This window comes from Psychrobacillus sp. FSL H8-0510 (assembly GCF_038008345.1).
Classification (GTDB): domain Bacteria; phylum Bacillota; class Bacilli; order Bacillales_A; family Planococcaceae; genus Psychrobacillus; species Psychrobacillus psychrotolerans.
On the sequence record NZ_JBBOYZ010000001.1, the window covers coordinates 3,426,001 to 3,451,217 of the forward strand.

The following is a 25,217-nucleotide window of genomic DNA, read 5'->3' on the forward strand; positions in this document are numbered from 1 at the left end:
GTTTTTTCCACTTTATTAGAGTAAAATGTCCTTTATACGAATACATATGTTTGTTCAAGGAGAACAGAGAGGTGGAATACATCATGGCTTGGCAAGGACTAATCGAAGAATATAAGGAGTTTTTACCAGTAACAGAAAATACCCCTAAATTGACTTTGCTGGAGGGTAATACTCCTCTCATTAAACTAGAAAATATTTCAAAAGAATTAGGCGTCGAAGTATATGTGAAAGTAGAAGGAGCAAACCCTACTGGATCTTTTAAAGATAGAGGTATGGTTTTTGCAGTTGCAAAAGCAAAAGAAGAAGGAAGCAAAGCAGTTATTTGTGCTTCTACAGGAAATACGTCAGCCGCGGCTGCTGCTTATGCGGCTCGTGCTGGAATGCGTGCAGTTATTGTTATACCCGAAGGAAAAGTAGCTGCAGGAAAATTAGCTCAAGCATATATGTACGGAGCAGAGGTTATTCAAATAGAAGGAAACTTCGATGTAGCACTCGATATGGTACGCGCCATTAGCGAAACCTCTCCTATTACACTAGTGAACTCAGTTAACCCATATCGTATTGAAGGACAAAAGACTGCTGCCTTTGAAATTTGCGATGTGTTAGGAATAGCTCCAGACTATCTAGCAATACCAGTAGGAAATGCCGGTAATATTACGGCTTACTGGAAAGGTTTCAAAGAATATAACGACAAAAAACAAACAGGTTTACCTCAAATTTTTGGATTTGAGGCAGAGGGCTCTGCTGCTATTGTACAAGGAAAACCTATCGAATTCCCTGAAACAATTGCTACTGCAATTCGTATCGGTAATCCAGCAAGTTGGAAAGGTGCTGAAGCTGCCCGCGATGAGTCTAATGGTGTCATCGAAGCTGTAACCGATGATGAAATTATCGAAGCCTATAAACTAATCGCAAGCAGAGAAGGCATCTTCGCAGAGCCTGGCTCATGCGCTTCAATAGCTGGACTACTACGTTCCGTAAAAGAAGGAAAAATAGCAGCAGGAAGTACAGTAGTTGCAGTATTAACTGGCAATGGCTTAAAGGATCCACAAACTGCAATTGATGTTAAAGTTGCTGAGCCCCATAAACTTGAAAGTAATGCTTCAGCTCTTAGCGCATTTATAGAGGAGGTGCTAGTCTAATGGTTTGGTGTATTTCAATACCAGCAAGTACAGCGAACCTTGGACCAGGCTTTGACTCCATCGGTATCGCCCTAGACAAATATTTAGAACTGGAAGTCGAATTAGGATTTGATTGGAAAATCATTAACTTATCCGGTAATCTTCCGGATGTTCCAAACCCACTAGATCACTTAATTGTCCACGCAGCCGAAAAAACGGCCGAGTTACATGGTTTTTCCCTCCCTCCATGCACAGTGAGAGTGAAGAGTGAAATTCCACTAGCAAGAGGAATGGGGAGCAGTGCTTCAGCCATTGTTGCTGGTATTGAGTTAGCCAATCAAATTATGGAATTACATCTAACTGCACAGGATAAACTAAAAGTTGCAACACTAATGGAAGGACATCCTGACAATGCAGCAGCTTCCATTTATGGAGGTTTTACCATCTCTTCTAATGCAGCAAACGGGGAGATAAATGTATTTCATGCAAATCACATCGAGGCCTCATTTGTGTTATTTATACCCAACTTCGAATTAAAAACAACAATGGCGAGACAAGTTTTACCGGATTCTTATTCACGTCAAGAAGCAGCACAAGCAAGTGCAATCGCAAACTTATTAACTGCCGCTTTCCTATCGTCAGCTTTTGAACAGGTTGGAACTTATATGGAACAAGATTTGTTTCACGAGCCTTACCGACTTGATATGATTCCACAGAGCAAAGAGATAAAAATAGCAGCTAAACAAGCGGGTGCTTATGGAACTTGTATCAGTGGTGCAGGACCTACCCTGCTCTCGTTAGTGGAAAAAGGAACAGAACAGGATTTCATCTCTAAGTTAAAAGGTCAATTCCCTGATTTTAATCTCGTTGAAGTACCTATGAATCGCACAGGTATTGTCGTTACGATTAAAGATACAGAGAATGCCCACTAAAGGAAACTTTCACTAGTCAGAAGTTATACATTCCATTATAAAAGGCAGTGCAACTTCGTTTGAAGGTTACACTGCCTCAGTTTGACGACAAAGGTATTTTTATAAATGGCTATGAATAGTAATAAATATCCACAAGGGATTTATTTACTGAAAACGGAATATATTGCATACTCTGTTGGAACTGTTTATAAGGCAAGGTCCACCACGAAGACTCCTATGGGAATAGCTTGAGCTGAAGACCCCGCAGGAACGTAGTGACGAGGAGGCTGAAGCCAAGCCCATGGAAAGAGAAGTGGTGGGCATTGCCGAGTTTAATATTCAACTCTATAAAATTAAGTTTGTCTATAGTCTGAGGCAGTGCAACTTCGTTTGAAGGTTACACTGCCTTTTTATGATTGAGCTTTTATTAAGCTAGGAGAACAAGACTTAAGGCCATTACTGCCATTCCTGCAACGAGTCCATAAATAGATGAATGGGTTTCATCATATTTTTTCGCTGCTGGCAATAACTCATCTAAAGAAATAAAGACCATAATCCCCGCTACTCCGGCAAATATTACTCCAAACATGACTCCATTTAAATAGGGCATCAGTATTAAATAAGCTACGAACGCTCCAACCGGTTCCGCTAAGCCAGACAAGAAAGATAACTTGAAAGCTTTCTTACGACTACCAGTTGCATAATATATAGGAACTGCTACAGCAATTCCTTCCGGTATATTGTGAATAGCTACGGCAACGGCAATTGCAATCCCTAAATTGGGATCTTGTAGAGCAGATGCAAAGGTTGCAATTCCCTCTGGAAAATTATGAATCCCTATTGCAAGTGCTGTAAAAACACCCATTTTCATGAGTTTTGTCTGCTCAGCATTACTGATTTTGACATCCATATCTTCTACACTTTTAACTTCATGTGGGTTACCAAGACTAGGTATTAATCGGTCAATTACCGCAATTACGAACATCCCACCGAAAAAACCAACTAATGTCATCCAATACCCATTTGTCTCTCCAAGTTCAGCAACGAGAGAGTCCTTAGCTTTCACAAAAATTTCTACCAAGGATACATAAATCATGACACCTGCTGAGAAACCTAGTGCAACGGATAAAAATTTAGTATTTGTGCGAGATGTCAATAATGAAAGTAGACTACCAATACCAGTTGCCAGACCAGCAAATAATGTAAGTAATAAAGCAAACGCTACATTTCCATCCATTGACCCAACTTCTTTCTATTTATCGATTTTCATTTATTATACGCAAAATGTTTCCTTTGCGCAACTCTTTTCAACTAGTGAAAATATAATTTTTTTATTTTTACGAATTCTACAAATTTATTACTAATTATGGAGACATCACTTCGTTATTTATTTCTTCCCTAAGCAACAGTGGTTTAACCTATAAGTGATGTTATTAAACAAAAAAGCATTGGAAGAAGTGTATACCACTTAATCCAATGCTAATTTTTTTATCATAATATGACTACTTTTGTTATTATATTCTATTCCACAACAGTATAACTACCATGTTCCATAGCAATTACAAATTCAGGCTGTGGTGGTTTTCCACCATGCTCTTTTATTTTCTTTTTATGTCCGGCAATATGCTCAGGACTCTTTTCCCATGCTTTCCAAGCCTCTTCTGATTCCCAACGAACAATCATTACTACTTCTTCTTCACCTCGACGAACATTCTTAACTAATAACTCACGCCCGATGAATCCTTCACGTTGTTCAATCAATGATGGACCTTGATCTGGTTTCTTCTTAAAACGTTCAAGAATCTTATCAGCATTTCCTTCTGTCACTGTCCATTTACGAATTTGTACTAACATTTCTATTCCCCCATTTTTATCTTAGCGATTGTTTTTAATTTTGTGTATCAATTGGTTTTTCTTCATTAATTGTGTCTTGAGTTGTGGGTTCTTCTACTTCATATAGTTCAAATAACTGTGCAAACTCTTCCATAAGAGTTTCTACTGCCTTCAATTCACCAACTATAATCGGATTAATCGATTGTAATTCAGGAGTTTCTAATTGCTTCTTTAAAGCGTTTGATTTCATATTCATCATATCATAAAACGCTAACGCTCTCCCACGTCGGAACGTTTTCGCACCATGTCTTTTTTCTTTGTCTTCTGCTTGTAATGGTCTTCCTCTACGTCTACCCTCCCGATGGTTTTCGTCTCGGTCATGTCTCCCTAGAGGATGTGATTCACTTCTCATACAAAGCCCCCTTTGTATACGTTTGTATACTTATATATATTGTATACAAACGTATACATCGAGTCAATCAATTAACTCAATTCAAATACAATCAATACTTTCTATTCGTTAAATAATTCCCAATATTAATCCAATCTTGCTCAAGAAAATCGCGGTTGGAAGGTCTATAAAACACAGAGGCAGGGTGGTAGGTAGGAATAATCATATAGCTTTCATCCGACCATTCAAATTCAATAGAATCTAGTGATTTTAAGTGACGTACTGGTCGATGAAGCAGTTCTCCATGTAACTTGGAAACCTTTGCCTCTTTTCCTAACAAACGCTGTAAACCTACATTCCCTAACGTAACAATAATATTAGGGACAATATTTTTTAGTTCATAATCTAATATGGGTGCATGTGCCACTATTTCTAATTGGGTTGGTGGGCGATTATACTTTTTTTGTATTAACTCACCATTACGAGTCTTCTTATCTCTCCATACATATGGCCGGCTACGAACTGCACTAGTCATATATACGTCTTCTCTGGTCAATCCAATACTTTCTAATGACTTGTTGAGTTCGTCACCTGCTCTACCGATAAATGGAACTCCTTTTATAGCCTCATTCTCTCCAGGAGCTTCGCCTATAAGTAAGATACTTGGTTTTTTAGGTCCCTTCCCTTTAACAAACCCTTCTACAGGAAAACCCTCTATCCGATTGATTCCAAGTTTAATAAGCTCCTGTGGTATTTCAAACATATACCCCACTCCTTTAGAAAAAACCTTTCCAACGAGGAAAGGTTTCTACTCTGTATACTTTTTAAAAACTCTGTTTCTGTATTCATACCACAATGCTACGATGACAAACCAAGAATACCCAATCATCCACCCAGCTAAAACATCTGAAGCATAATGCCTATGTTCCGCAATCCGTGAAAGTCCAACCATTATGGTAGCAAGTATAGCGACTAACCAGATTAGAACTCGTTTCGGTTTACTCGACTGATGCTCTGTTAAAAAGTAGGCAATGGTAAATAAATATAAAAGGCCCACCATGGCATGTCCAGATGGAAAGCTAAAGGTCTCCAGCTGTTGTGGAATATCTGGTCGTTCTCTTTCCACCCACTTTTTAAGCATTTGATTCAGAACATTTCCAAACCCTACAGAGAGTAAAACAAAAAGCATTCCTCGATAATTTTTTGAGCGTAACCAAAGATAAATAACTAATAACAGCGTGACAAATATAATAAATTTAGTGTCCCCGAAATTATGAAAAAATCCTATAATATTATTATCTCCAAATATTTGGGACATTTGATTATCAAACTGTGCTATTTCTTTTGAATTGAAATATACGAACAGTGCTGCAAAACCTAATAATGTTACCAGACTAAGTGGATAAAACCATTTCTTCAAAAAATCCCTCCTATCCCATAACAAAATTATAAGCTAGTAATATATGGATGTACAATGAATACCTACCCTTTAAGCAGAATCTGTTTATAGTCTTCGAAAGACTTGCGGGCAGAATTCCGGCTAATTATTAATCGAGTTATTCTGATGGAGATTATGAGAAGTTGGAAAATCAGGCGGGATGATTGAGCCAGATAAGATATCAAATGGCACGTTAGAGATGATACCGACTTATCGATCCTCATAAACGTATAAAAAAAGAACTACTCTACTCGTTTACACGAATAGAGTAGTTCTGGTTACTATGAATTATTTTAATTCATCTAAGATTTCTTGTAATTTTGCTGTTTCAGTTGTTACACCGTTGCTTGAGAAGTACCAGTTCGTACCATCTAAGTATACGATTTTGCCTTCTTTATAAGCACGAGTTTGTTTAATAATATCATTTTCGATATCTGCTTTAATCGTTTCTACATCCGAAACTGTGCGGTCAATTACTAATAATACTTCTGGATCTACTGAAAGTATTGACTCATAAGAAAAGTCTGATCCGTGTGAAGATGCTTCAATATCAGTTGTTGCTGGTTTGAAACCGAAGTCATTGTACACATATGCAAAACGTGATTCTGCACTGTTATCAAAGCCAGACATTTTTTTGTCATTATACATAGCAACTAATGCATTTTCATAGCCAGTTGCTTTTTCTTTCACTTCATCTACTTTTTCTTGTAATGCAGTTTTTAACTCTTCACCTTTTTCCACTTTATCAAACATATTAGCCGCTAAGTCTACTGTTTCATAAACTGCATCAATATAGTTAGAGTTATCTGAACCGATAAATACTACATTTGGTGTAATTTCTTTTAACTCTTCATAGAAGGCTGTTTGACGACCAGAGATAAAAATGATATCTGGATCTGCAGCTGCAACTGCTTCGAAGTTAATAGATTTTAAAGTACCAACATCAGCAATTTCATCACTTGGTGCATACTTTTCTTTCAAGTGTTCTGGAATATTCCCTTGACCACCGTTAGCTGCTACACCTACGATACCTTCAACACCTAAAGCATCAAGAGTATCTAAGAAACCGTAGTCTAAAGAGATAATGCGCTTAGGCTCTTCTTCTAATGTAATATCTTCAAAAGTAACTGAAGCACCTTCTTCTGTTTCACGAGCAGTACTTAAAGAAGATACCGTCATCGGATATGCCGACTCTTCTGCTACATCTTTTTCTGTATCACTTGCTTCGTTTGTTTCAGTTGCCTTTGGTGTTTCTGTTTCTTCTGATCCACATGCAGCTAACATTAATGCTAATGCAGCAGCAGTAATTATATTCCATTTCTTCATTCTAAATTTCTCCTCCTAATAAATGCTCTTTCAAGTTTTGATTGATAATGAAAATCATTCTCAATCAACTACCTCAAATTCTAATTTAGTTTGCTTCAATTGTCAAATACTATCTTGAAAATTAATTGTGTGAATTAAAATAGACGCAAATTCTACATCCATCTTGCACTTGAACAGGAATGTGCATATCATACACTTCACGTAAAGATTCTGAGTTGATAATCTCTTCCGTAGGACCATCTTTTACTAGACGTCCATTTTTTAATGCAACAATTCGGTCTGAATAGACAGAGGCAAAGTTAATATCATGCAATACGATTACAACTGTTTTACCTAGCTCATCCACCAATTTACGCAAAATTTTCATAATTTGTACAGAATGCTTCATATCGAGATTGTTTAAGGGTTCATCAAGCAAAATATATTCAGTATCTTGCGCAATAACCATCGAAATAAATGCACGCTGTTTTTGACCACCTGAAAGCTCATCTAAAAACATATCTTGCATATCTGTTAAGTTCATATAATCTAACGCTTGGTCAACGAATTTGTGATCTTCTGCGTTTAACCGGCCTTTTGAATACGGATAACGCCCAAAAGCTACAAGTTCCCTAACAGTTAAACGAATATTAAAATGATTTGCTTGCTTCAAAATTGCAACACGTTTTGCAAATGCATCAGACTTCATTTTCTTTACGTTTGATTGATCTAACAATACTTCTCCTGTATCCGCATCTAACAATCGACTTACCATTGATAATAGCGTTGATTTACCCGCACCATTAGGTCCAATAAAGGACGTAATGGCTTTCGAGTGAATTTTTAGAGTGACGTCTTCGACAACAGTTTTTTTCCCAAAGCTTTTAGAAAGCCTTTTAATCTCAATCATGCCGCTTTCCTACTTTCCTTTAGTAATAAGTATATAAAGTAAAGACCACCGATAAAGTTAATAATGACACTAATCGTTGTTGTTAAATTAAATACATGTAGCACTAAAAATTGTCCGCCGACTAATGCAATAATGCTTATTAAGCTTGCACCTATTATTAAGACTGAATGTTTGTATGTAGCAAAATATTGATATGCCAAGTTAGAAACTATTAAACCTAAAAACGTAATCGGTCCTACTAGCGCTGTGGATACAGCTATTAAAATCGAAGATAAAATCAAAATACGTAATACCATTTTGTCATAGTCAACGCCTAAGTTCATAGCATTGTCACGCCCTAAAGCCATAACATCCAACTTATGTAATATGCGTGAACCATAAAGAAATGCTAAAACTAAAATACCTGCGGATAAAAATAGCAACTCTGTTTTTACGTTCATAAAGCTCGCAAACAATCGAGCTTGTAAACTTTCATATTCTACAGGATCAATTATTACCTGCATAAAGGTACCTAAGCTTCCAAGTAGCGTACCGAGAACCATCCCTGCTAATAGTAATAAAAAAATTGGATACTTATCTGCACGGAATAAGAAACGGTATAATATTAAAGCAAATAAAACCATCGCTATAATGGATACTCCAAAGTTTAAGTAGCGACTTACAACAAAAATCGAAGTCGATCCTAACGCAAAGTAAATAATCGTTTGAACTATCTCATACATAGAGTCAATACCCATAACCGATGGAGTTAATAGTCGATTGTTCGTTACGGTTTGGAACGCTATAGAAGCAAAAGCGATCGCTGTTCCTGTAATTACCATCGCAAACATTCGTTCTAAACGTTTCGGAAATGCATAACTAAACCCACCTTGGATATTATAAAATGCAAATAACAGCATACAAATAATTGCAATAACTGCTAATATAATTAGCTTCGTACTATTTTTGCGCATATGCTTTCCCCCTAAACAACATAATTAAGAAGATCACACTACCGATTACTGCAACGGTTGTGTTAACGGGAATTTCATATGGATGTACGATTAAGCGGCTAATAATATCACAGAACAATAAAAATGCTGCACCCATAAAAATAGTATGGGGTATCGTTTTACGCAAATTATCCCCTAAATACAGAGAAACAAGGTTTGGCACTATTAATCCCAAGAACGGAATTACACCAACAGTTAAAATAACTGTTGTCGTAATAATAGCCACAATTATTAAACCAATATTCAACACTGTTCGATAACTTAAACCTAGATTTTTAGCAAAATCCTCACCCATACCTGCAACAGTAAACTTATTGGCATATATATAAGCAATAATAATCGCTGGTACAGCTACATATAGAAGCTCATAGCGCCCAGATACAACTAACGTGAAGCTTCCTTGGAAAAACGCATCTACATTTTGTAAAATGTTTGCTTCGTATGCTAAGAAAGTGGATAGTGCTCCAATAACATTTCCGTACATAATCCCGATAAGTGGAACAAACACGGCATCTTTGAACTTAATACGCTCAAGTAGTTGCATAAAGATAAATGTACCAATTAAAGCAAAAGCAAAACTAAAAAGGATTTGTCCAATATAAGATAAACCTGTAAAGAATACCATTGATATGATAATCCCTAATTTTGCTGCATCTAATGTACCAGCCGTTGTTGGCGACACAAATTTATTTCGACTTAAACTTTGCATGATTAAACCTGCAATACCCATCCCTGCGCCAGCTAAAATTATAGCTAATAATCTTGGTAAACGACTTATTAAGAAAATCTGTGTCTCTAACGATTCCCAATTAAGCAAATGACTCGGTTTTATGTCAATCGCACCAATAAATAGCGAAATAACTGACAGGATGATCACTGTAACTATCAACATCCACAGTCTCATTTTAAACCCCATATTTCTTTTATTCTCAGACGATAGTGAAATTTCTTCCACACTGAGTAAACATTTATTTATTGTACATAGAAGATATTTTTATAATAAACAGCATTGAAAATCATTATCAATTACCATCAATTTAATTATAGCATCCTGACTATTTAAGTCAATGTCTAAATGAAAACGTTTGTCATTTAGATATAGGAACGAGTGACTATTCCCCTATATTAATCCGACCCTATCCTACTTTGGTTTAATTAAAAAAACTGTTTCAATTGTCGAATTTCATAACAATTGAAACAGCCTATTAGCTAAAACCTATTCTATTATTTTATTAAATTGATGTAGCGCTATCAATAATCTCTTGAGGAACGACAATTTCCCCTATTTCATTGAACTTAGAGAAGTCTGTTTTAGCATCCATTTTTAGATTAATCGTTTCTCCTTCCATCGTCATATCCATATCTATCACTGTATCTAATTTGGTCGTTTGATACGATTCTTTATCAATATGGACTACGTAGTCAACCGAGTTAATCGTAAAGTCTAAGTTAATATTTTCACCTGCAGTTAAATTTTGAAGTGCTTCATCTACCTGGTCTTTCACAAGGGCAGTAAACTCTTCACCACTGCCTTTCAGTGTTAGAATATAGGTGTCATCGTCTTGTTCAAATTCTACTTGTTCTAAATATTCCTGTAAGGGTTGCAGTTGAGTAGCTGGATCTGTTTGGTTTGCAGAACTCATGATTTGGTCTACCATTTCCTGAGGGAACTTCATCCATTGTGCAGTTGTGCCTTCATACACATACATTGCATCTTCTGTAATATAAGTCTCCACCTCAGTTTCTTGAGACTCTCCTCCTTCACCCATACCCATCATTGTCGTTGTGCCCTTTTGGTGCATTTGCATTGGTTCCAGTATATATTCCATATCTAGCGCTGACTTAATGTCCAAAGTCATTTCTTCACTAGGCATTGTCATCGTCTGATTCATATCTATCGTGCCTTTAACGCTTTTTAACTCTTCAGAAACTTTCATTGACTTGTCATATACTTCTTGTAAAGTAAGTTTACTAGTTTCTGTTACCTCTTTTTCTTGTACGGGTGTTGCAGTTTCGTTACAAGCAGCTAAGCCTAATGTTAAGGTTGCTATAGATAATAGAGCTGTCCATTTCTTCATAAAAATAATCATCCCTTCTCAGTAAGATACTTACTTTACGGGATGATTACTTATAAAGTTTCACTATTTTGAATTTTACTTAACGCCACGCATATATTTTTGGATTAATGGAGTCATTATATAGAGTAATAAACCAATTACTAAAGCTACTACACCTATAACACCGAAGTATATAATTTCGTTTTCTGGTGAGTAAAATTTAACAACTTGGGCATTGATAGCCTGAGCTGACGCGTTCGTCATAAACCATAAACTCATCGTTTGTGCTGCGAATGCTCCCGGTGCAAGTTTCGTGGTCGCAGATAATCCTACTGGTGATAATAATAACTCACCTAATACTACAAGGAAGAAACTCAGTACTAGCCAGAAAGGACTAACTAGAGAGTCAGTACCGTTGAAGTAAGCTGGAATAATCATGACGATGAAGGACATCCCCGCAAAGAACAAACCAAATGAGAATTTCTTAGGTGTAGATGGTTGTCTGTCTCCCAGTTTTACCCACATCCACGCAAACACTGGTGCAAGGGCAATGATGAACAATGGATTTAAAGATTGGAACCAGGCAGGTGAAATCTCAACAGATCCAATCATTAAGTCTACTCGTTCATCTGCATACTGTGCTAAAATGTTGGACCCTTGTTCTTGAATTGCCCAGAACATCATAGCTGCAACAAATAATGGGATGTATGCAAGTAAGCGAGACTTTTCATCCTCTGTTGTTTTACTGCTTCTATACATAACGATAAAGTACAAGGTAGGAATAACAATACCTAAAATAGAAACTGTCATGATAAAACTATCAATTGTTAAAATACCTTGTTGAATCAATATGAATCCAACAATTAAAATAATGACTAATGCAATACCAATTCTAGTTAGAACTTTTTTACGTTCATCTTTTGCCATTGGATTTGGCACATATGTACCTGCTAACCCTAAATATTTCTTTTTAGTTACTAAAAATACGACTAAACCAATTGCCATACCGACCGCAGCAAGACCAAATCCTAAATGGAAGTTATACTCAAGACCAATTGTTCCAACGATTAAAGGTGCGATAAACGCTCCCATATTAATCCCCATATAGAAAATGCTAAAACCTGAATCACGACGAGTATCTTCTTTAGAATACAGATCCCCGATAATACTTGAAATATTTGGTTTCAACAAGCCTGTCCCAATGATGATTAATGCCATCGAGGCAAACAAAGTAGTTAAACCACCAGGGAATGCCAAGACGATATGACCGAACATGATGAGAACCCCACCATAGAATACCGTTTTCGTCGTACCGAATAGGCGGTCAGCTATCCAACCTCCAATAATTCCAGACATATAAACTAGTGAACCATACACAGCCATAATGGAGTTAGCAGTAGAACGTTCTAGTCCCAATCCTCCCTGCGTTACTTCGTAATACATATAGTAGATTAGTATTGCGCGCATTCCATAGTAAGAAAAACGCTCCCAAAACTCCGTGAAAAACAATGATAGTAATGCTTTCGGATGACCAAAAAATCCCTTCTGAGGGACGGATTTAACTATCTCTTCTTTTGTTGCCATTTTTTTACCTCTTTTCTAATTTTGAAAACATTAGGAATACACTCTATCGCCATATTAATGGATTACATGAAAAGTAACCTAATGCCCATAAAACTAACAAGACACATATTATAAACTGCCCTTTTGCAATTGTCAAAAAACCTTTTATATTTCAACTAGGAAGATTTCTACTAAAAAACAGCGTAATATCAACGTTCTAATATAAAATACAGAGCAAATTTTGACTGAAATTGGAATTTTATTTATTCTATCGAATTTAATTATTTCGACTTTTGAAATTGTTGGTTATAATAGTCGTTATGACAGAAGGAAGGAGCTAAGAAAATGCTCAAGAAGTTTTTTTCATATTACAAACCGCATAAACGACTATTTATCATTGACTTCAGTAGTGCTGTATTTGTCGCAATTTTAGAGCTCGCATATCCAGTTGCAGTTCAATGGTTTATCGATGACTTGTTACCTACTGGGGATTGGAGCATGATAACAAAAATCAGTATCCTACTATTGGTAGTATTTATCCTCAGCACTTTTCTACAGTATGTCGTAAGTTATTTTGGCCATAAACTCGGCATTAATATAGAGACCGATATGAGACAGCAATTATTCACCCACGTTCAACGCCAATCATTCCGGTTCTTTGATAATACGAAGACAGGTCATATTATGAGTCGAATTACAAATGATTTATTTGATATTGGTGAACTTGCCCATCATGGTCCGGAGGATTTGTTCATCGCTATTATGACATTAATCGGTGCTTTTACGATTATGTACAATATTAATCCGGAACTTGCGATCATCGCTATTGTCATGGTGCCGATCTTATCCGTCGTGGCAACGTACGGTAACATTATGATGAATAGAGCATGGAAAAACATGTACGGAAAAATTGCAGATGTAAATGCACGAGTGGAAGACAGTGTTTCTGGTGTTCGTGTTGTTCAATCATTTACCAATGAAACTTTTGAAATTGGCCGTTTCAAAGAAGATAATGGACAATTCCGTTTAGCTAAGCTGGTGGCCTATAAAGTGATGGCCGGTACACATTCTAGTATTTATATGTTAACTCGTCTCGTAACATTGGTCGTGCTTGTTGTCGGAGCTTGGTTTACATACAAAGGAGCTCTTACCACCGGGGAACTTGTAAGTTTTGTACTATATGTCAACGTGTTGATAAAACCTGTTGATAAAATAACGGCACTACTTGAGCTATATCCTAAAGGAATGGCTGGTTTCAAACGCTTCTTAGAACTAATTGAACAGGATCCTGAAATTCAAGACTCTCCAAACGCCCTAACTGTTCAGCATTTAAAAGGAGATATAAATTTCGAGCAAGTTGGTTTCCGATACGATGAACATAAACCTGTATTAGATAATATTAACTTGTCTATTAAAGCAGGAGAAACTATCGCATTCGTAGGTCCATCTGGAGCAGGGAAAACTACTATTTGTTCCCTAATCCCAAGGTTTTACGATGTTCAAGAAGGAGCGATTTCCGTAGATGGATTGAACATCCAAGATATTACGATGAAATCATTGCGTTCTCAAATTGGAATTGTTCAACAGGATGTATTTTTGTTCACGGGATCTATTCGTGAGAATATTGCCTATGGTAAACAAGATGCAAGTGAGGAAGAAATTCGAGACGCTGCCAAAAAGGCACATTTAGAAGATATGATTGCTTCTCTACCAGAAGGTTATGATACACAAATCGGGGAACGTGGACTTAAGCTATCAGGTGGACAAAAACAACGCCTTGCGATAGCTCGTATGTTCTTAAAAAATCCACCAATTCTAATTCTGGATGAAGCTACATCAGCTCTTGATACGGAAACAGAGCGGTTTATCCAGAAGTCTTTAATGGAGCTAGCCGAAAATAGGACTACCCTTATCATTGCACATAGATTGGCAACTATCCGTGATGCCGACCGTGTCCTTGTTGTAACAGAAAAAGGAATCGAAGAAGATGGTTCCTACAGTGATTTAGTAGCACAGGACGGAATATTTGCTAGATTGCATAACATACAGTTCCAAGAGGTTTAATATTAAGGAAATCAAAAAAGTTGTCTCCCAGTAGAATATCTACCGGCGAGACAACTTTTTAATTTGTTCTATTAGTTCTTGCGACTTTGCTGTGATTTTTGGTTACTTTCCGGTGATTCTTGACTACATTGCGATGATCCTTCGTTACTTTGGGGTGTTTCTCTACAACATTGCAGCTATCTATTGGACAAATAAAAATTCTTGAAAACGATCATAATCTGATTTTTTCATTTCTACTTGTACAACGGTACCCTCTTCTTCATACGAAGTAGTGGAGACTGACGCATGCTCATTTAAGTAAGATACAATATCTCCACGGTCAAACGGGATTAGTAAGGAACAACTAACATAATTAGAGAAAATATGTTTTCTAATAATCTCTATCAGCTCATTCAACCCTGCTCCCTCTTTCGCAGAAATCCAAATATTATCACCTGCGATATGTGGGTATTTCATATCTGCTAAATCAGATTTGTTGTAAACAAATACAGTAGGTACATCTTCAACACCAACAGCATGAAGTGTGTCGTTCGTTACGTCCATCATGAAGCGATGCTCTGCGTTCGATACATCCACAACGTGTAGAAGTAAATCTGCATCACGTGCTTCTTCCAATGTTGAACGGAAGGCTTTTACTAAATGATGGGGAAGCTTACTAACAAAACCTACCGTGTCTGTTAATAAAAATTCCTTTTGGTCCGGAAGTTTAATCTGTCTGACGGAAGTTTCTAGCGTTGCAAAAAGCATGTCTTTTTCAAATACTTGCTTCGATTCCATTTGTCCGACTTTGTTTAACAATTGGTTCATAATTGTAGATTTACCAGCATTCGTATAACCTACTAAAGATACAACGGGAATTGCATTTTTCTTACGTTGCTTGCGCTGCGTTTCACGTTGATCTTTTGCATGCTCGAGGTCTCGTTTGAGTTTGGCAATCTGATCTTCAATTTTACGTCTATCCAGCTCTAGCTTTGTTTCCCCAGCACCACGGTTTTTAAATCCACCGCCAGTTCCCCCACCTTGTCGGCCTAGAGATGCTCTAAGTCCCACAAGACGTGGAAGCATATATTGAAGTTGCGCTAAATCTACTTGCATTTGAGCCTCGTTAGACTTTGCACGTCGAGCAAAGATATCAAGAATTAGCATAGTACGGTCAATAACTTTACAGTCCAAGTCACGTTCTAAGTTCCTAATTTGTGATGGGGAAAGCTCATCATTGAAGATAACTAGATTAGCTCTGGCTTCTTCATATAGGCTTCTAATCTCCTCTACCTTACCGGTCCCCACATAATGAGATGAGGTAACTCGTTCAAGATTTTGCGTTACTTCCCCAACTACCTCCACATCTAATGCCCCTGCTAAATTGTGCAGTTCTTCCAATCCGTATTCAAAATGCTCATCTTTTTGTAATTTTACAGCTACGAGTATTGCCTTTTCTATTATTTCATCCATATAATTTCTCCTTTTAAAGAAAGCGATAAGTTGCTTGTTCATATGTGATTTCTTTATGTAGATTAGAACCATCAATATCAATGCTTGCAAGTCGCTCTTTTGTTTCGATTTTACTTTGTTTAAATATTAATCGTGTATTTTCTAAAAGTAATGTTTGTTCATCATACTCGATTAGTTGAAAATAATTTTTCCACTTATTCATTACTTCCCTTGGATCTCGAACGTGAAACTCACAAGCAGTAATAGATAACTTCAGATTACTGGCATTTATTGTTCCATCCTCTTGCAGTGAGTGATATCTAGCCTCATCGCTCTCCTCCCATTCTATAAAGAACGGAAAAGGCAAAGCATTACTAACTTCCTCGTGGATAAATAACATTTTCCATTTACGTATTAATCCACTAGTTGTCTTCCTCTCAGCATGTAGAACTCCCGAAGTTTTTATACCCTGGTCCATTAGCTGGTTACTAAGATGAGCTATATTAGTAGTGCGGATACAGATTGTATTGAATCCTGCTCCACTTGTTTTCAAGTCATGAAGCATAAGATTTATAAGAGGATGATCCGCGTTGTTCGCAACTTCCTGCCGTTCTACGGAAAGCCACTCAATATAGCTGGTTTTCGTATAAAGAAGTGCGTTGTATGTTCCCCATTGAGTATGTTGACCACCCACTACTGTATGAACTTCATTTTCCATCCAATCTTTCGCTACCTCTAGCGGTTCTTTTGTAACGCTATGAACGATATGATCCAAATACATCGTAGCACCTCCTTTCAACAATTCCCATGCCATCAGTATATCAATAAATATGAAGAGCATCGATCGGAAAACTGATGCTTCTCAATTACTAAGATCACACCTTAATAACCTGTGTTTCGACAACCATGTCATAAAGTGATTTTTTACGCTTACTAAATAGAGCGGTAAGGATATAAGCAAGCATAAGCCCATAGATAATTCCACCAATTGCATAGTAGCTAATTGGAACTTCTGCATCTCCAAGGTAAATCAGGCGATACACAAGATAATGTGAAAGTTCCCAAGGGAGAAATTTCACAATGGTTCTAAAAACAGACTGGAGTATCGAAAGGTTTTGATTATGTTTATTGACTACTTTAATTCCCATATATCTCTTGCCTACGGACTGTTTCCCTAGCACTGAATCACTAATAATAAAATAGAGTGAAACCGGCAATGTTACCATTAGAAATCCTGTGAACTGCGCAACTACAAGTGAGTTAATAAACAAACTCTGTACAGATGGAAATACAAATATATTGAAGACAGCAAGCACACTCAAGTAGGCAAATATAAGCAAGTAATCCAGCATAAACGCTTTGAATCGCATTATGAAAGTTGCATTCACATTCACTTAAAGTTACTCCTCGTAATGGATTTGTTTTCTTACCTTTCTATTCACATGAAATTTGTCGATTTCCCAGGAAATAATACGAATTATACTTTGGCCTTCTCTTTAGACATTTCACGAAGGAGGAACTTTTGAATTTTGCCTGAAGCTGTCATTGGATATGACTCTATGAATTCAATATACTTTGGTATTTTATGATATGAAATTTTCCCTTTACAGTATTCTTTTAATTCATCAGAAGTTATCTGTTCGCCGCTTTTTAGAATAACCCATGCCATAAGCTCTTCTCCGTATTTAGGATCAGGTACTCCAACTACTTGAACGTCTTGGACCTTAGGGTGCTGATATAAAAATTCTTCTACTTCTTTTGGATAAATGTTTTCTCCACCACGAATTACCATGTCTTTAATACGTCCCGTTATATCTATATACCCTTCCTCATCCACCACTGCGATATCACCTGTGTGAAGCCAACCATTAGGGTCAATTGCTGTCTTAGTTGCTTGTTCGTTTTTATAGTATCCTTTCATCACTAAATAACCTCGGGTACAAAGCTCACCAGGGACTCCAGTTGGTGTATCTTCCCCTGTAAGTGAATCTATAATCTTCACTTCAACCGCAGGATGAGGCTTCCCGACAGATGACACTCGCTTCTCAATAGGATCGTCCGTCTTCGTTTGTGTAATGACCGGAGAGGATTCTGTTTGTCCATAAGCTATTGTTATTTCACTTGCACCCATATCGGTGATCACTTTTTTCATCACTTCAATTGGACAAATAGAGCCTGCCATAATACCTGTTCGCAGTGTAGACAATTTAAACTGCTTAAAATCTGGATGGTTCAATTCTGCGATGAACATTGTTGGTACCCCGTGCAATGCTGTACATTTTTCGTCCTGAACTATTTGAAGTACTTTACCTGGATTAAATTGCTCGATAATGACCATGGTAGTTCCATGTGTTACAGATGCGATTGTTCCCATTACACACCCAAAGCAGTGGAAAAAAGGTACCGGAATACAAAGACGATCTTTTTCTGTTAAATATATATAGTCGCCTACGAGTTGTCCGTTATTTACTACATTTTTGTGCGAAAGCATTACACCTTTTGGAAAACCAGTCGTTCCAGAAGTATATTGAATATTAATCACTTCTTCATTATGAAGTGATTTCAATGCGTTCTCCAACGTGTCGTCCGACACCTTATCTGCATGTGATAATAGCTCCGCCCATGAATACATACCTTTATACTCATTGTCAGTCATTACTATGACTCTTTTAAAATGGGGGAACTTTTCTGAGAGAATATTGCCTTTTTCTGAATGAATAATTTCCGGGCAAATTGCACGGACAATATCTAAATAGGAAGTTCCTTTAAAAGATTCGCATAATATGAGCGTCGTAGCATCTGATTGTTGCAACAAGTATTCTAGTTCTTTCTCTTGATAATTTGTATTCACTGTTACGAGTACGGCACCCATTTTTCCTGTTGCGAATTGGCTGAGTAACCACTCTCTCTTATTGTCAGACCAAATGGCCACATGCTCCCCTTTTTGAATGCCCATACCGATAAAGGCTTTTGCAAGCTCATCCGTTTCTTTGTCAAACTCCTTATACGTCTTTCGAATGCCATGCTCTGGATACACATACGCTTCTGTATCTGGAAATTTCCTGGCTGCTTCTTTCACAATTTCCCCAACTGTTTTTTCATTTAACAAACCAATCACCCCTTGATTGTTTATTTAAACTCTATTTTATCACAAAATTCTGATGAAATAGACTTTTCCTTTTCCGATTGACAGTTTGTTGAAACCTGGTAAAATCCTAATTACTTTAGTGATTGAAAGCGTTGAATCGCCAAAGTGTTAAAATTAGTTTAGGAGGATATTTTATGTTTCGAATTTCATCTACAATTACGCCTCCTTTTCGAGAGGCATTATTTCTAATCTTGTTAATAGTTTCTTTGATGGTAGTTTGTATTATAAAATTTGATGCTGTACCACATTTACCAATTTTATTTGCCATTCTACTTTTAATTGGTTATGGGCTATTAAAAAGGGTTCCATTCGAGTCATTGGAAGAAGGACTAATAGAAGGTTCTAAAACGGGACTCGGCGCTGTTTTCATCTTTTTCTTTATAGGAATTTTAATAAGTAGCTGGATGATTGGCGGTACTATTCCGACGCTTATTTATATAGGATTTCAATTGATTTCACCTCATTTTTTCTTTGCAATAGTCTTTTTAGTAACATGCGTTATCGGTCTTGCTATTGGCAGTTCATTAACAACCGTTGCCACAGTAGGTGTTGCTTTTGTTGGTATAGCAAGTGCTATGGATATTTCATTGGCTATTACTGCTGGGGCCATCGTTTCAGGAGCCTTTTTCGGAGATAAGATGTCTCCATTATCAGATACCACAAATCTAGCGTCAGCTATAGTTCGCGTTGATCTGTTTGAACATATACGTAATATGGGCTGGACGACAATCCCAGCATTTTTTATAGCGATAATTGGATATGCATTACTTTCGCCTAACAAAGAAATTCAACAATTAGAGCAAATAACTACACTGAAAGAAGGTCTACTTCAAACTGGTATGGTCCATTGGTATTCATTACTTCCATTAGTTTTGCTCATTGTACTTTCTGCCAAAAAAGTGCCTGCTATGTTAGCACTTGCTCTCACTTCAGCAAGCGCAATAGCTGTAGCTTATTTCCATCAGTTTTTCACAGCAAGTGAAGTATTACACATCCTATTTAGCGGCTATACATCTCAAACTGGTTTAGAAGCGGTTGACTCCTTATTATCTAGAGGTGGAATGACTAGCATGATGTTTACTATCTCCTTAGTCTTACTGGCTTTGAGTATGGGGGGGCTTTTATTTACTTTAGGAATAGTGCAAAGTTTACTACGGAAAATAGAAAGTCTACTAACGAGTGTAGGAAAGGTCATTTCAGCTGCAGCTTTCACAGCTATAGGAGTGAATGTACTTATCGGGGAGCAATACTTGTCTATTTTATTGACAGGCGAAACCTTTCAAGCCCATTTCCAAAAAGTTGGGTTAGCAAACAAAAACCTTGCTCGTGTGATGGAGGATGCGGGGACTGTAGTAAATCCACTAGTCCCTTGGAGTGTATGTGGAATCTTCATAACAGACGTACTATCTGTTTCAACAATTGATTACTTGCCATTTGCCTTCTTCTGTTTACTTTGTCCGGTGCTCACCATTTTGTTTGGACTGACTGGCAAAACACTTACTTATAATAAATGAAGTCGATGTGATACACTATTTCCAAGTATATTACGAAAAAGTAGGCGATTTTATGGAATTTCAAGAAATGAAAGAATACATGCTTGAGCAAATAGTCACGAAGCAACTAGTCACGGCAACTATTAGTCAACCACGCGCAAAGTCTAATGAAGTGAAACGTGTAAAATTGAAACCAATCGAGATAAAGAATACGTATCATATCCAATTAGAATACCAGTACGAAAGAATATTAAAGCATGAGAATATTGCTTTAGATGCTTTTTCAGAGACATTAGATGGACTCTTAGAACAGTTCCGTCAGTTTCATATAGATTTCAGAGAAGAAAAAGTACAGGCTCAGCTTTCCAAGAAAAACAAAGTTATGTGGAAATCAGAAAAAGCCACTGTCTCTAAAGCTGTAGACCTCTCTCATAACCGTAAAAAGAATTATTTATTGGATGCGAATACACCATACCCTTTTCTTATACGCTTAGGTGTCCAAACAGCAGATGGAAAAGTCAAAAAGCAAAAGTACGATAAATTTAAACAAATAAATCGTTTTATCGAATTTATCGATGACACCCTTGCCTATTTACCAAAGGATAAGGCCGTTAGAATTCTCGATTTTGGTTCAGGTAAATCTTATTTGACATTCGCACTGTATCATTACTTGAAAATCGAAAAAGGACTTGATATTCGAGTTACTGGTCTTGATTTGAAAAAAGAAGTAATTGAAGAATGTGCTCAAATAGCCAATGATTTAGGATACGAGCAGTTAGAGTTTCTAGTAGGAGATATAAATGACTATAATGACGAAACTGCGGTAGATATGGTTGTGACGCTTCACGCCTGCGATGTGGCAACTGATATGGCACTTGCAAGAGCAGTTAAATGGGGTGCTAGTGTTATATTAAGTGTACCTTGCTGTCAGCACGAATTAAATACACAGTTAGAAGCACCTGGTCTAGATATAATGTTAAAACATGGTTTGATAAAAGAACGTTTCGCTGCTTTAGCGACGGACTCCATTCGAGCAGAGATTTTAAATATGGTCGGGTACGAAGCACAATTAGTAGAATTTATCGATATGGAAAACACCCCTAAAAACATATTGATACGTGCCTATAAAACAGGAAAAAAACCTACCACAGAACAAATGGCAAGTTATCAGCAATTTAAGCAGCTACTTAATGCAAAACCATTTTTGGAGAATGAATTGAAAGATTATCTGAATTGAAAAGATTGAAATACTATGCCGCCGGAGGATCTTATGATGAAAGAACCAACAATTAAAAAAGTGGCTTATGGTTTTGCTATGGCCATCGCAATTATTATTGTGCATTTTATTGATGCCCGCGTTTATGCAATGCCTCCAATATTCGCTTTGTTTTTGGCAATTTTCGTTACCTATCTGGGGATTGTATTAATAAATAAATCAGATAAACTAAATAAACCGATCTCTAGAACTAAATATAATTTAATAAATGCAGTCGTTGTGTTTATACTGTTTATCGCTTATTTTACGATTTCCGTATAAAAAAGAGTGAGCAAGAAATGTCTTAAGACACTTCTTACTCACTCTTTTCTTTATAACTCCTGACGTAATGCTTGAATCACGTCTATTTTCGTTGCTTTGCGAGCTGGTCTCCAACCAGAAATCATTGCGACTCCGATACTCATAGCTGATGCAAGAAGCACTAACTGCCAAGGGATTAACGAGAACGTGATAGATAAATCTGAGAACTCATCCTCTCCTAGAGCAGCGCCAACAACCAGCGGGAGTAACCAGTTAGCTAGGAAGCTCACTGCGTAGGAAATAACGATCGCTAGTAGAGTTCCGATTATCCCAATCCACGCACTTTCCATCAGGAACAATCGTTGAATTAGCTTAGGACTAGCTCCGATTGCTTTCATCACGCCAATCTCACGAGTCCGTTCAGTTACGGCCATTGTCATTGTGTTGAAAATACCTATAGATGATATAAGAATTGCAATAGTCCCAACAAAGATTAGTCCAATTTTAAAAGCCATAAAAAATACATCGATCTGTTCTAATTGCTCTGATACAGAAAAGACGTTATAGCCCATATCCTTTAAATCTTTTGTAACTGATTTCACATGCTCTAAACTAGATGTATAAATTTTGGTGTTTGTATAAATTTCAGGAACTTGTTCTCCATTTGCTTCATAAGCTGCTGTTAATTTCGGTAACCATGATTCATCCATTAGAATGCTTGAATCTACTATCCAATCTTTTGCTGGATTTTCCATCACTCCAACTACTGTAAAATCCCACTGTTCTGGAAATGCACTCTCCGATTCATACGGTTGTAAGGATAGAGAAACTTCTTTACCTATAATCGACTTTTCATATCCCTTAGGAAGATCCGCTTCCTCTACTCCCTCTTCTACTTTTATACGTTCTGCATCTGTCCACAAGTTCTGAGCAAAGTGATACCCTACTATTATCTCCGATTCATTTTTGGGCAATCGTCCTTCTGATAATTTAAGGTTTGATTGTTCTTCCTCTTTCATGTCAGTTAAGCGCAAGTCTCCTGACATCATTCGATCCTCAAAATGGAAGCTTGTCATTGTATCCATGCTAGTTCTTTGGACGATTGCTCCAATAAATGGTACAGCTTTGATTTCTTTAAGATTCAATTCTTCATTTTCACTCGGGAAAACTTCTACCTGCGTGATGGCTTGATCTTGCAGTATTTCCTTGCGCATCGTATCTTGAATACCAAATCCAATAGAAGCTAATACGATTAAAAATGCACAACCCATCGTTGCGGCAAGAATAGTCATAAATACACGTAATTTATTTTTCTTAATATGTTGGCGAACAAAATCGACCTGATCTTTAAATAACATTACTGTAAATCCCCCTTCACTAATTCCCCGTCGCGCATTTTAAATGTTCGATGGGCAATACTAGCAACTTCCTCATCGTGTGTAATCATCACAAACGTTACACCAAGCGTTTGATTTAAATTTTGTATTAGCAATAATATATCTTGCTCCGTTTCAGAATCTAAACTCCCCGTTGGTTCATCTGCAAATAATATCGGTGGATTCGTTATTAATGCTCGAGCAATACTCACACGCTGCTGCTGTCCCCCCGACAATTCATTTGGATAATGATCTCCAACCTCTGTCAAACCTACCTTGTCCATCATTTGTTTAACACTTATTTTTCTTTGCTTAGCGGATATGCCCTTTAGTTTTAGTGGTAGTTCTACATTTTCAAAAGCTGTTAATCCAGGCATCAGTTGAAAATTTTGAAAGATGAAGCCGAAGTTATTTAATCGGAATGCTGCTCTTTCTGTTTCATTTAAATTGGCTGTTTCCTGTCCATTTACTGTTATGGAGCCTTGTTCAGGGCTCATAAACCCTGCTATCGTATGAAGCAAAGTTGACTTACCCGAGCCGCTTTTTCCTACAATTGCCACGATTTCTCCCTTTTCCACTTCGAAGGATAAGCCTTTTAAGACCGGTACTTTCTTTTCCTTTCCTTTTTTCCCTATTAGGAATGTATGATTCACTTGCTTCACTTTTATCATCTTTTTACCTCCCGTTTCACTACTCATTTCATTGTATCCTTCATTTCTTAACATTTTAGAAGGATAAAAATGAAGAAATTCTTAAGATAGTCTGAAATGCGGAGGGGGCCCTGGTAGCCCTGAATAGCTCTGGAAGGGCTGGCGCCCGGAACGGGACACTGTCAAAAACAAAAAAGTGCACAAAGTTTTCACTTCGTACACTCTTATCCCTTTATTACATTTTAATAGCAACTTTCTTTGTAAGCTGGCGAATAACCCATAGAACTATAATTATAATTGCCACCACACCTATTATAGATATTGGTAAACCAAAGTCATACGAGGAAAGCCTTTCTGGTACTGTTAGCCCTAATCCTATACTTAATAATGCATTTTCTATAAAGACTAAGACAATGGACATACCAATAAACACTAGACCAATCACCACACCAAAACCGTAAAAGGCACTTCCTATTAACCAACCTAGCAGATAAAACGTTAAGAGGTTTAAAATAACGATGAATATTGCTAACAACCAGTTACTTTGTGGGTCGACATAAGGAGCTATAATAATGGATTGAATAACCTCAACGATTACCCCATCATCTTCCATGTTGACTCTTTCACCAAAAGTAGTCGTAAAAATTGATGACATATTAAACATTTTTAAGATGAATAATTCAATTACTGCCACTATACTCGTAATCACTGGAAGTGCAATAGAAAGTCCAACAGAAGCAAGTGTTGCTCCCTTAAAGTAATCTTTTCTCGTTACTCCATTACTGACATAGTGAGGTAAAAATCCATACGATGAGATAATGCCGACCACTAGCATAAATATATTTGCAGCTACAAATGTAGAGACAAAGTAGATTTCTATGTCATTGTTGCTATTTATAGCCATTACTATTTTTATTAGATGAATAACGAACATTATTCCTAAAAATCCAAATGCCCAAAATAATTGAACCCAAAACAAATCTGTTGCTACTTTCGGAAAAATGCTTGCTTTTTTCAA

The 25,217-nt window shown here is 37.0% G+C and carries 24 protein-coding genes; 6 read left to right on the top strand and 18 right to left on the bottom strand.

The window, feature by feature from the left end; genetic code table 11:
- The first annotated feature begins 83 nt into the window (after positions 1-83).
- The gene (gene thrC / locus MHI40_RS17395; protein ID WP_093537512.1) at positions 84-1,142 is read left to right on the top strand and encodes a threonine synthase; all 1,059 of its coding nucleotides are present in this window, start codon (positions 84-86) and stop codon (positions 1,140-1,142) included.
- A complete protein-coding gene (thrB, locus tag MHI40_RS17400) occupies positions 1,142-2,053 on the top strand; it encodes a homoserine kinase (RefSeq protein ID WP_340763724.1) in 912 nt (303 codons plus the stop codon). The genes thrC and thrB overlap by 1 nt, the downstream gene beginning before the upstream one ends.
- A 406-nt stretch (positions 2,054-2,459) precedes the next feature.
- Here thrB and zupT read toward each other — a convergent pair whose 3' ends face one another.
- From zupT to MHI40_RS17455, 11 genes are all read right to left on the bottom strand, one after another.
- Positions 2,460-3,269 carry a zinc transporter ZupT gene (zupT, locus tag MHI40_RS17405; RefSeq protein ID WP_093537510.1) on the bottom strand — a complete coding sequence of 270 codons (810 nt, stop codon included), beginning with the start codon at positions 3,267-3,269 and terminating at the stop codon, positions 2,460-2,462.
- Positions 3,270-3,553: 284 nt separating this feature from the next.
- A complete protein-coding gene (locus MHI40_RS17410; protein ID WP_093537509.1) occupies positions 3,554-3,886 on the bottom strand; it encodes an antibiotic biosynthesis monooxygenase family protein in 333 nt (110 codons plus the stop codon).
- Positions 3,887-3,920: 34 nt separating this feature from the next.
- Positions 3,921-4,277, bottom strand: coding sequence for a hypothetical protein (locus tag MHI40_RS17415; protein ID WP_340763728.1), 357 nt, complete (start codon positions 4,275-4,277; stop codon positions 3,921-3,923).
- A 91-nt stretch (positions 4,278-4,368) separates the two neighbouring features.
- On the bottom strand, positions 4,369-5,019 hold the full coding sequence (locus MHI40_RS17420) for a uracil-DNA glycosylase (RefSeq protein WP_340763731.1): 651 nt from the start codon (positions 5,017-5,019) through the stop codon (positions 4,369-4,371).
- A 45-nt stretch (positions 5,020-5,064) separates the two neighbouring features.
- Positions 5,065-5,676 (bottom strand): phosphatase PAP2 family protein, encoded by a 612-nt coding sequence (locus MHI40_RS17425; protein WP_340763732.1) that lies wholly within the window; start codon positions 5,674-5,676, stop codon positions 5,065-5,067.
- 306 nt (positions 5,677-5,982) lie between these two features.
- Entirely contained in the window at positions 5,983-7,020 is a 1,038-nt protein-coding gene (locus tag MHI40_RS17430) for a siderophore ABC transporter substrate-binding protein (RefSeq protein WP_340763734.1), read from the bottom strand.
- Between the two features lie 121 nt (positions 7,021-7,141).
- Positions 7,142-7,909 (bottom strand): iron ABC transporter ATP-binding protein, encoded by a 768-nt coding sequence (locus MHI40_RS17435; protein ID WP_093537505.1) that lies wholly within the window; start codon positions 7,907-7,909, stop codon positions 7,142-7,144.
- The gene (locus MHI40_RS17440; RefSeq protein WP_093537504.1) at positions 7,906-8,862 is read right to left on the bottom strand and encodes an iron chelate uptake ABC transporter family permease subunit; all 957 of its coding nucleotides are present in this window, start codon (positions 8,860-8,862) and stop codon (positions 7,906-7,908) included. The genes MHI40_RS17435 and MHI40_RS17440 overlap by 4 nt, the downstream gene beginning before the upstream one ends.
- On the bottom strand, positions 8,849-9,805 hold the full coding sequence (locus tag MHI40_RS17445; protein ID WP_340763738.1) for an ABC transporter permease: 957 nt from the start codon (positions 9,803-9,805) through the stop codon (positions 8,849-8,851). The genes MHI40_RS17440 and MHI40_RS17445 overlap by 14 nt, the downstream gene beginning before the upstream one ends.
- Positions 9,806-10,133: 328 nt before the next feature.
- Positions 10,134-10,979 (bottom strand): DUF6612 family protein, encoded by an 846-nt coding sequence (locus tag MHI40_RS17450; RefSeq protein ID WP_340763740.1) that lies wholly within the window; start codon positions 10,977-10,979, stop codon positions 10,134-10,136.
- Positions 10,980-11,054: 75 nt separating this feature from the next.
- The gene (locus MHI40_RS17455; protein WP_340763742.1) at positions 11,055-12,542 is read right to left on the bottom strand and encodes a peptide MFS transporter; all 1,488 of its coding nucleotides are present in this window, start codon (positions 12,540-12,542) and stop codon (positions 11,055-11,057) included.
- 324 nt (positions 12,543-12,866) lie between these two features.
- Here MHI40_RS17455 and MHI40_RS17460 point away from each other — a divergent pair, with 324 nt between their 5' ends.
- Positions 12,867-14,585: an ABC transporter ATP-binding protein gene (locus MHI40_RS17460; protein ID WP_340763744.1), complete on the top strand. Its 1,719-nt coding sequence runs from the start codon at positions 12,867-12,869 to the stop codon at positions 14,583-14,585.
- Positions 14,586-14,765: 180 nt separating this feature from the next.
- Here the strand turns inward: MHI40_RS17460 and hflX are convergent, their stop codons facing one another.
- From hflX to MHI40_RS17480, 4 genes are all read right to left on the bottom strand, one after another.
- Positions 14,766-16,037 carry a GTPase HflX gene (gene hflX / locus MHI40_RS17465; RefSeq protein WP_340763746.1) on the bottom strand — a complete coding sequence of 424 codons (1,272 nt, stop codon included), beginning with the start codon at positions 16,035-16,037 and terminating at the stop codon, positions 14,766-14,768.
- A 13-nt stretch (positions 16,038-16,050) separates the two neighbouring features.
- Positions 16,051-16,797: a VOC family protein gene (locus tag MHI40_RS17470; RefSeq protein WP_340763749.1), complete on the bottom strand. Its 747-nt coding sequence runs from the start codon at positions 16,795-16,797 to the stop codon at positions 16,051-16,053.
- Positions 16,798-16,891: 94 nt separating this feature from the next.
- Positions 16,892-17,410, bottom strand: a complete 519-nt coding sequence (locus MHI40_RS17475; RefSeq protein WP_340763751.1) for an RDD family protein — start codon at positions 17,408-17,410, stop codon at positions 16,892-16,894.
- Positions 17,411-17,493: 83 nt separating this feature from the next.
- The gene (locus tag MHI40_RS17480; RefSeq protein ID WP_445678331.1) at positions 17,494-19,125 is read right to left on the bottom strand and encodes an AMP-binding protein; all 1,632 of its coding nucleotides are present in this window, start codon (positions 19,123-19,125) and stop codon (positions 17,494-17,496) included.
- A gap of 173 nt (positions 19,126-19,298) precedes the next feature.
- Here MHI40_RS17480 and nhaC point away from each other — a divergent pair, with 173 nt between their 5' ends.
- The 3 genes from nhaC to MHI40_RS17495 are packed head-to-tail and all read left to right on the top strand — an operon-like array spanning position 19,299 to position 22,194.
- Entirely contained in the window at positions 19,299-20,678 is a 1,380-nt protein-coding gene (gene nhaC, locus MHI40_RS17485; protein ID WP_340763753.1) for a Na+/H+ antiporter NhaC, read from the top strand.
- 52 nt (positions 20,679-20,730) lie between these two features.
- Positions 20,731-21,894 carry a class I SAM-dependent methyltransferase gene (locus MHI40_RS17490; protein WP_340763755.1) on the top strand — a complete coding sequence of 388 codons (1,164 nt, stop codon included), beginning with the start codon at positions 20,731-20,733 and terminating at the stop codon, positions 21,892-21,894.
- A gap of 33 nt (positions 21,895-21,927) precedes the next feature.
- A complete protein-coding gene (locus MHI40_RS17495; RefSeq protein ID WP_340763757.1) occupies positions 21,928-22,194 on the top strand; it encodes a hypothetical protein in 267 nt (88 codons plus the stop codon).
- 50 nt (positions 22,195-22,244) lie between these two features.
- Here the strand turns inward: MHI40_RS17495 and MHI40_RS17500 are convergent, their stop codons facing one another.
- The 3 genes from MHI40_RS17500 to MHI40_RS17510 form a co-directional block, all read right to left on the bottom strand.
- Positions 22,245-23,531 (bottom strand): ABC transporter permease, encoded by a 1,287-nt coding sequence (locus tag MHI40_RS17500; protein ID WP_340763759.1) that lies wholly within the window; start codon positions 23,529-23,531, stop codon positions 22,245-22,247.
- A complete protein-coding gene (locus MHI40_RS17505; protein WP_340763761.1) occupies positions 23,531-24,220 on the bottom strand; it encodes an ABC transporter ATP-binding protein in 690 nt (229 codons plus the stop codon). The genes MHI40_RS17500 and MHI40_RS17505 overlap by 1 nt, the downstream gene beginning before the upstream one ends.
- Positions 24,221-24,434: 214 nt before the next feature.
- The gene (locus tag MHI40_RS17510; RefSeq protein WP_340763763.1) at positions 24,435-25,217 is read right to left on the bottom strand and encodes a hypothetical protein; all 783 of its coding nucleotides are present in this window, start codon (positions 25,215-25,217) and stop codon (positions 24,435-24,437) included.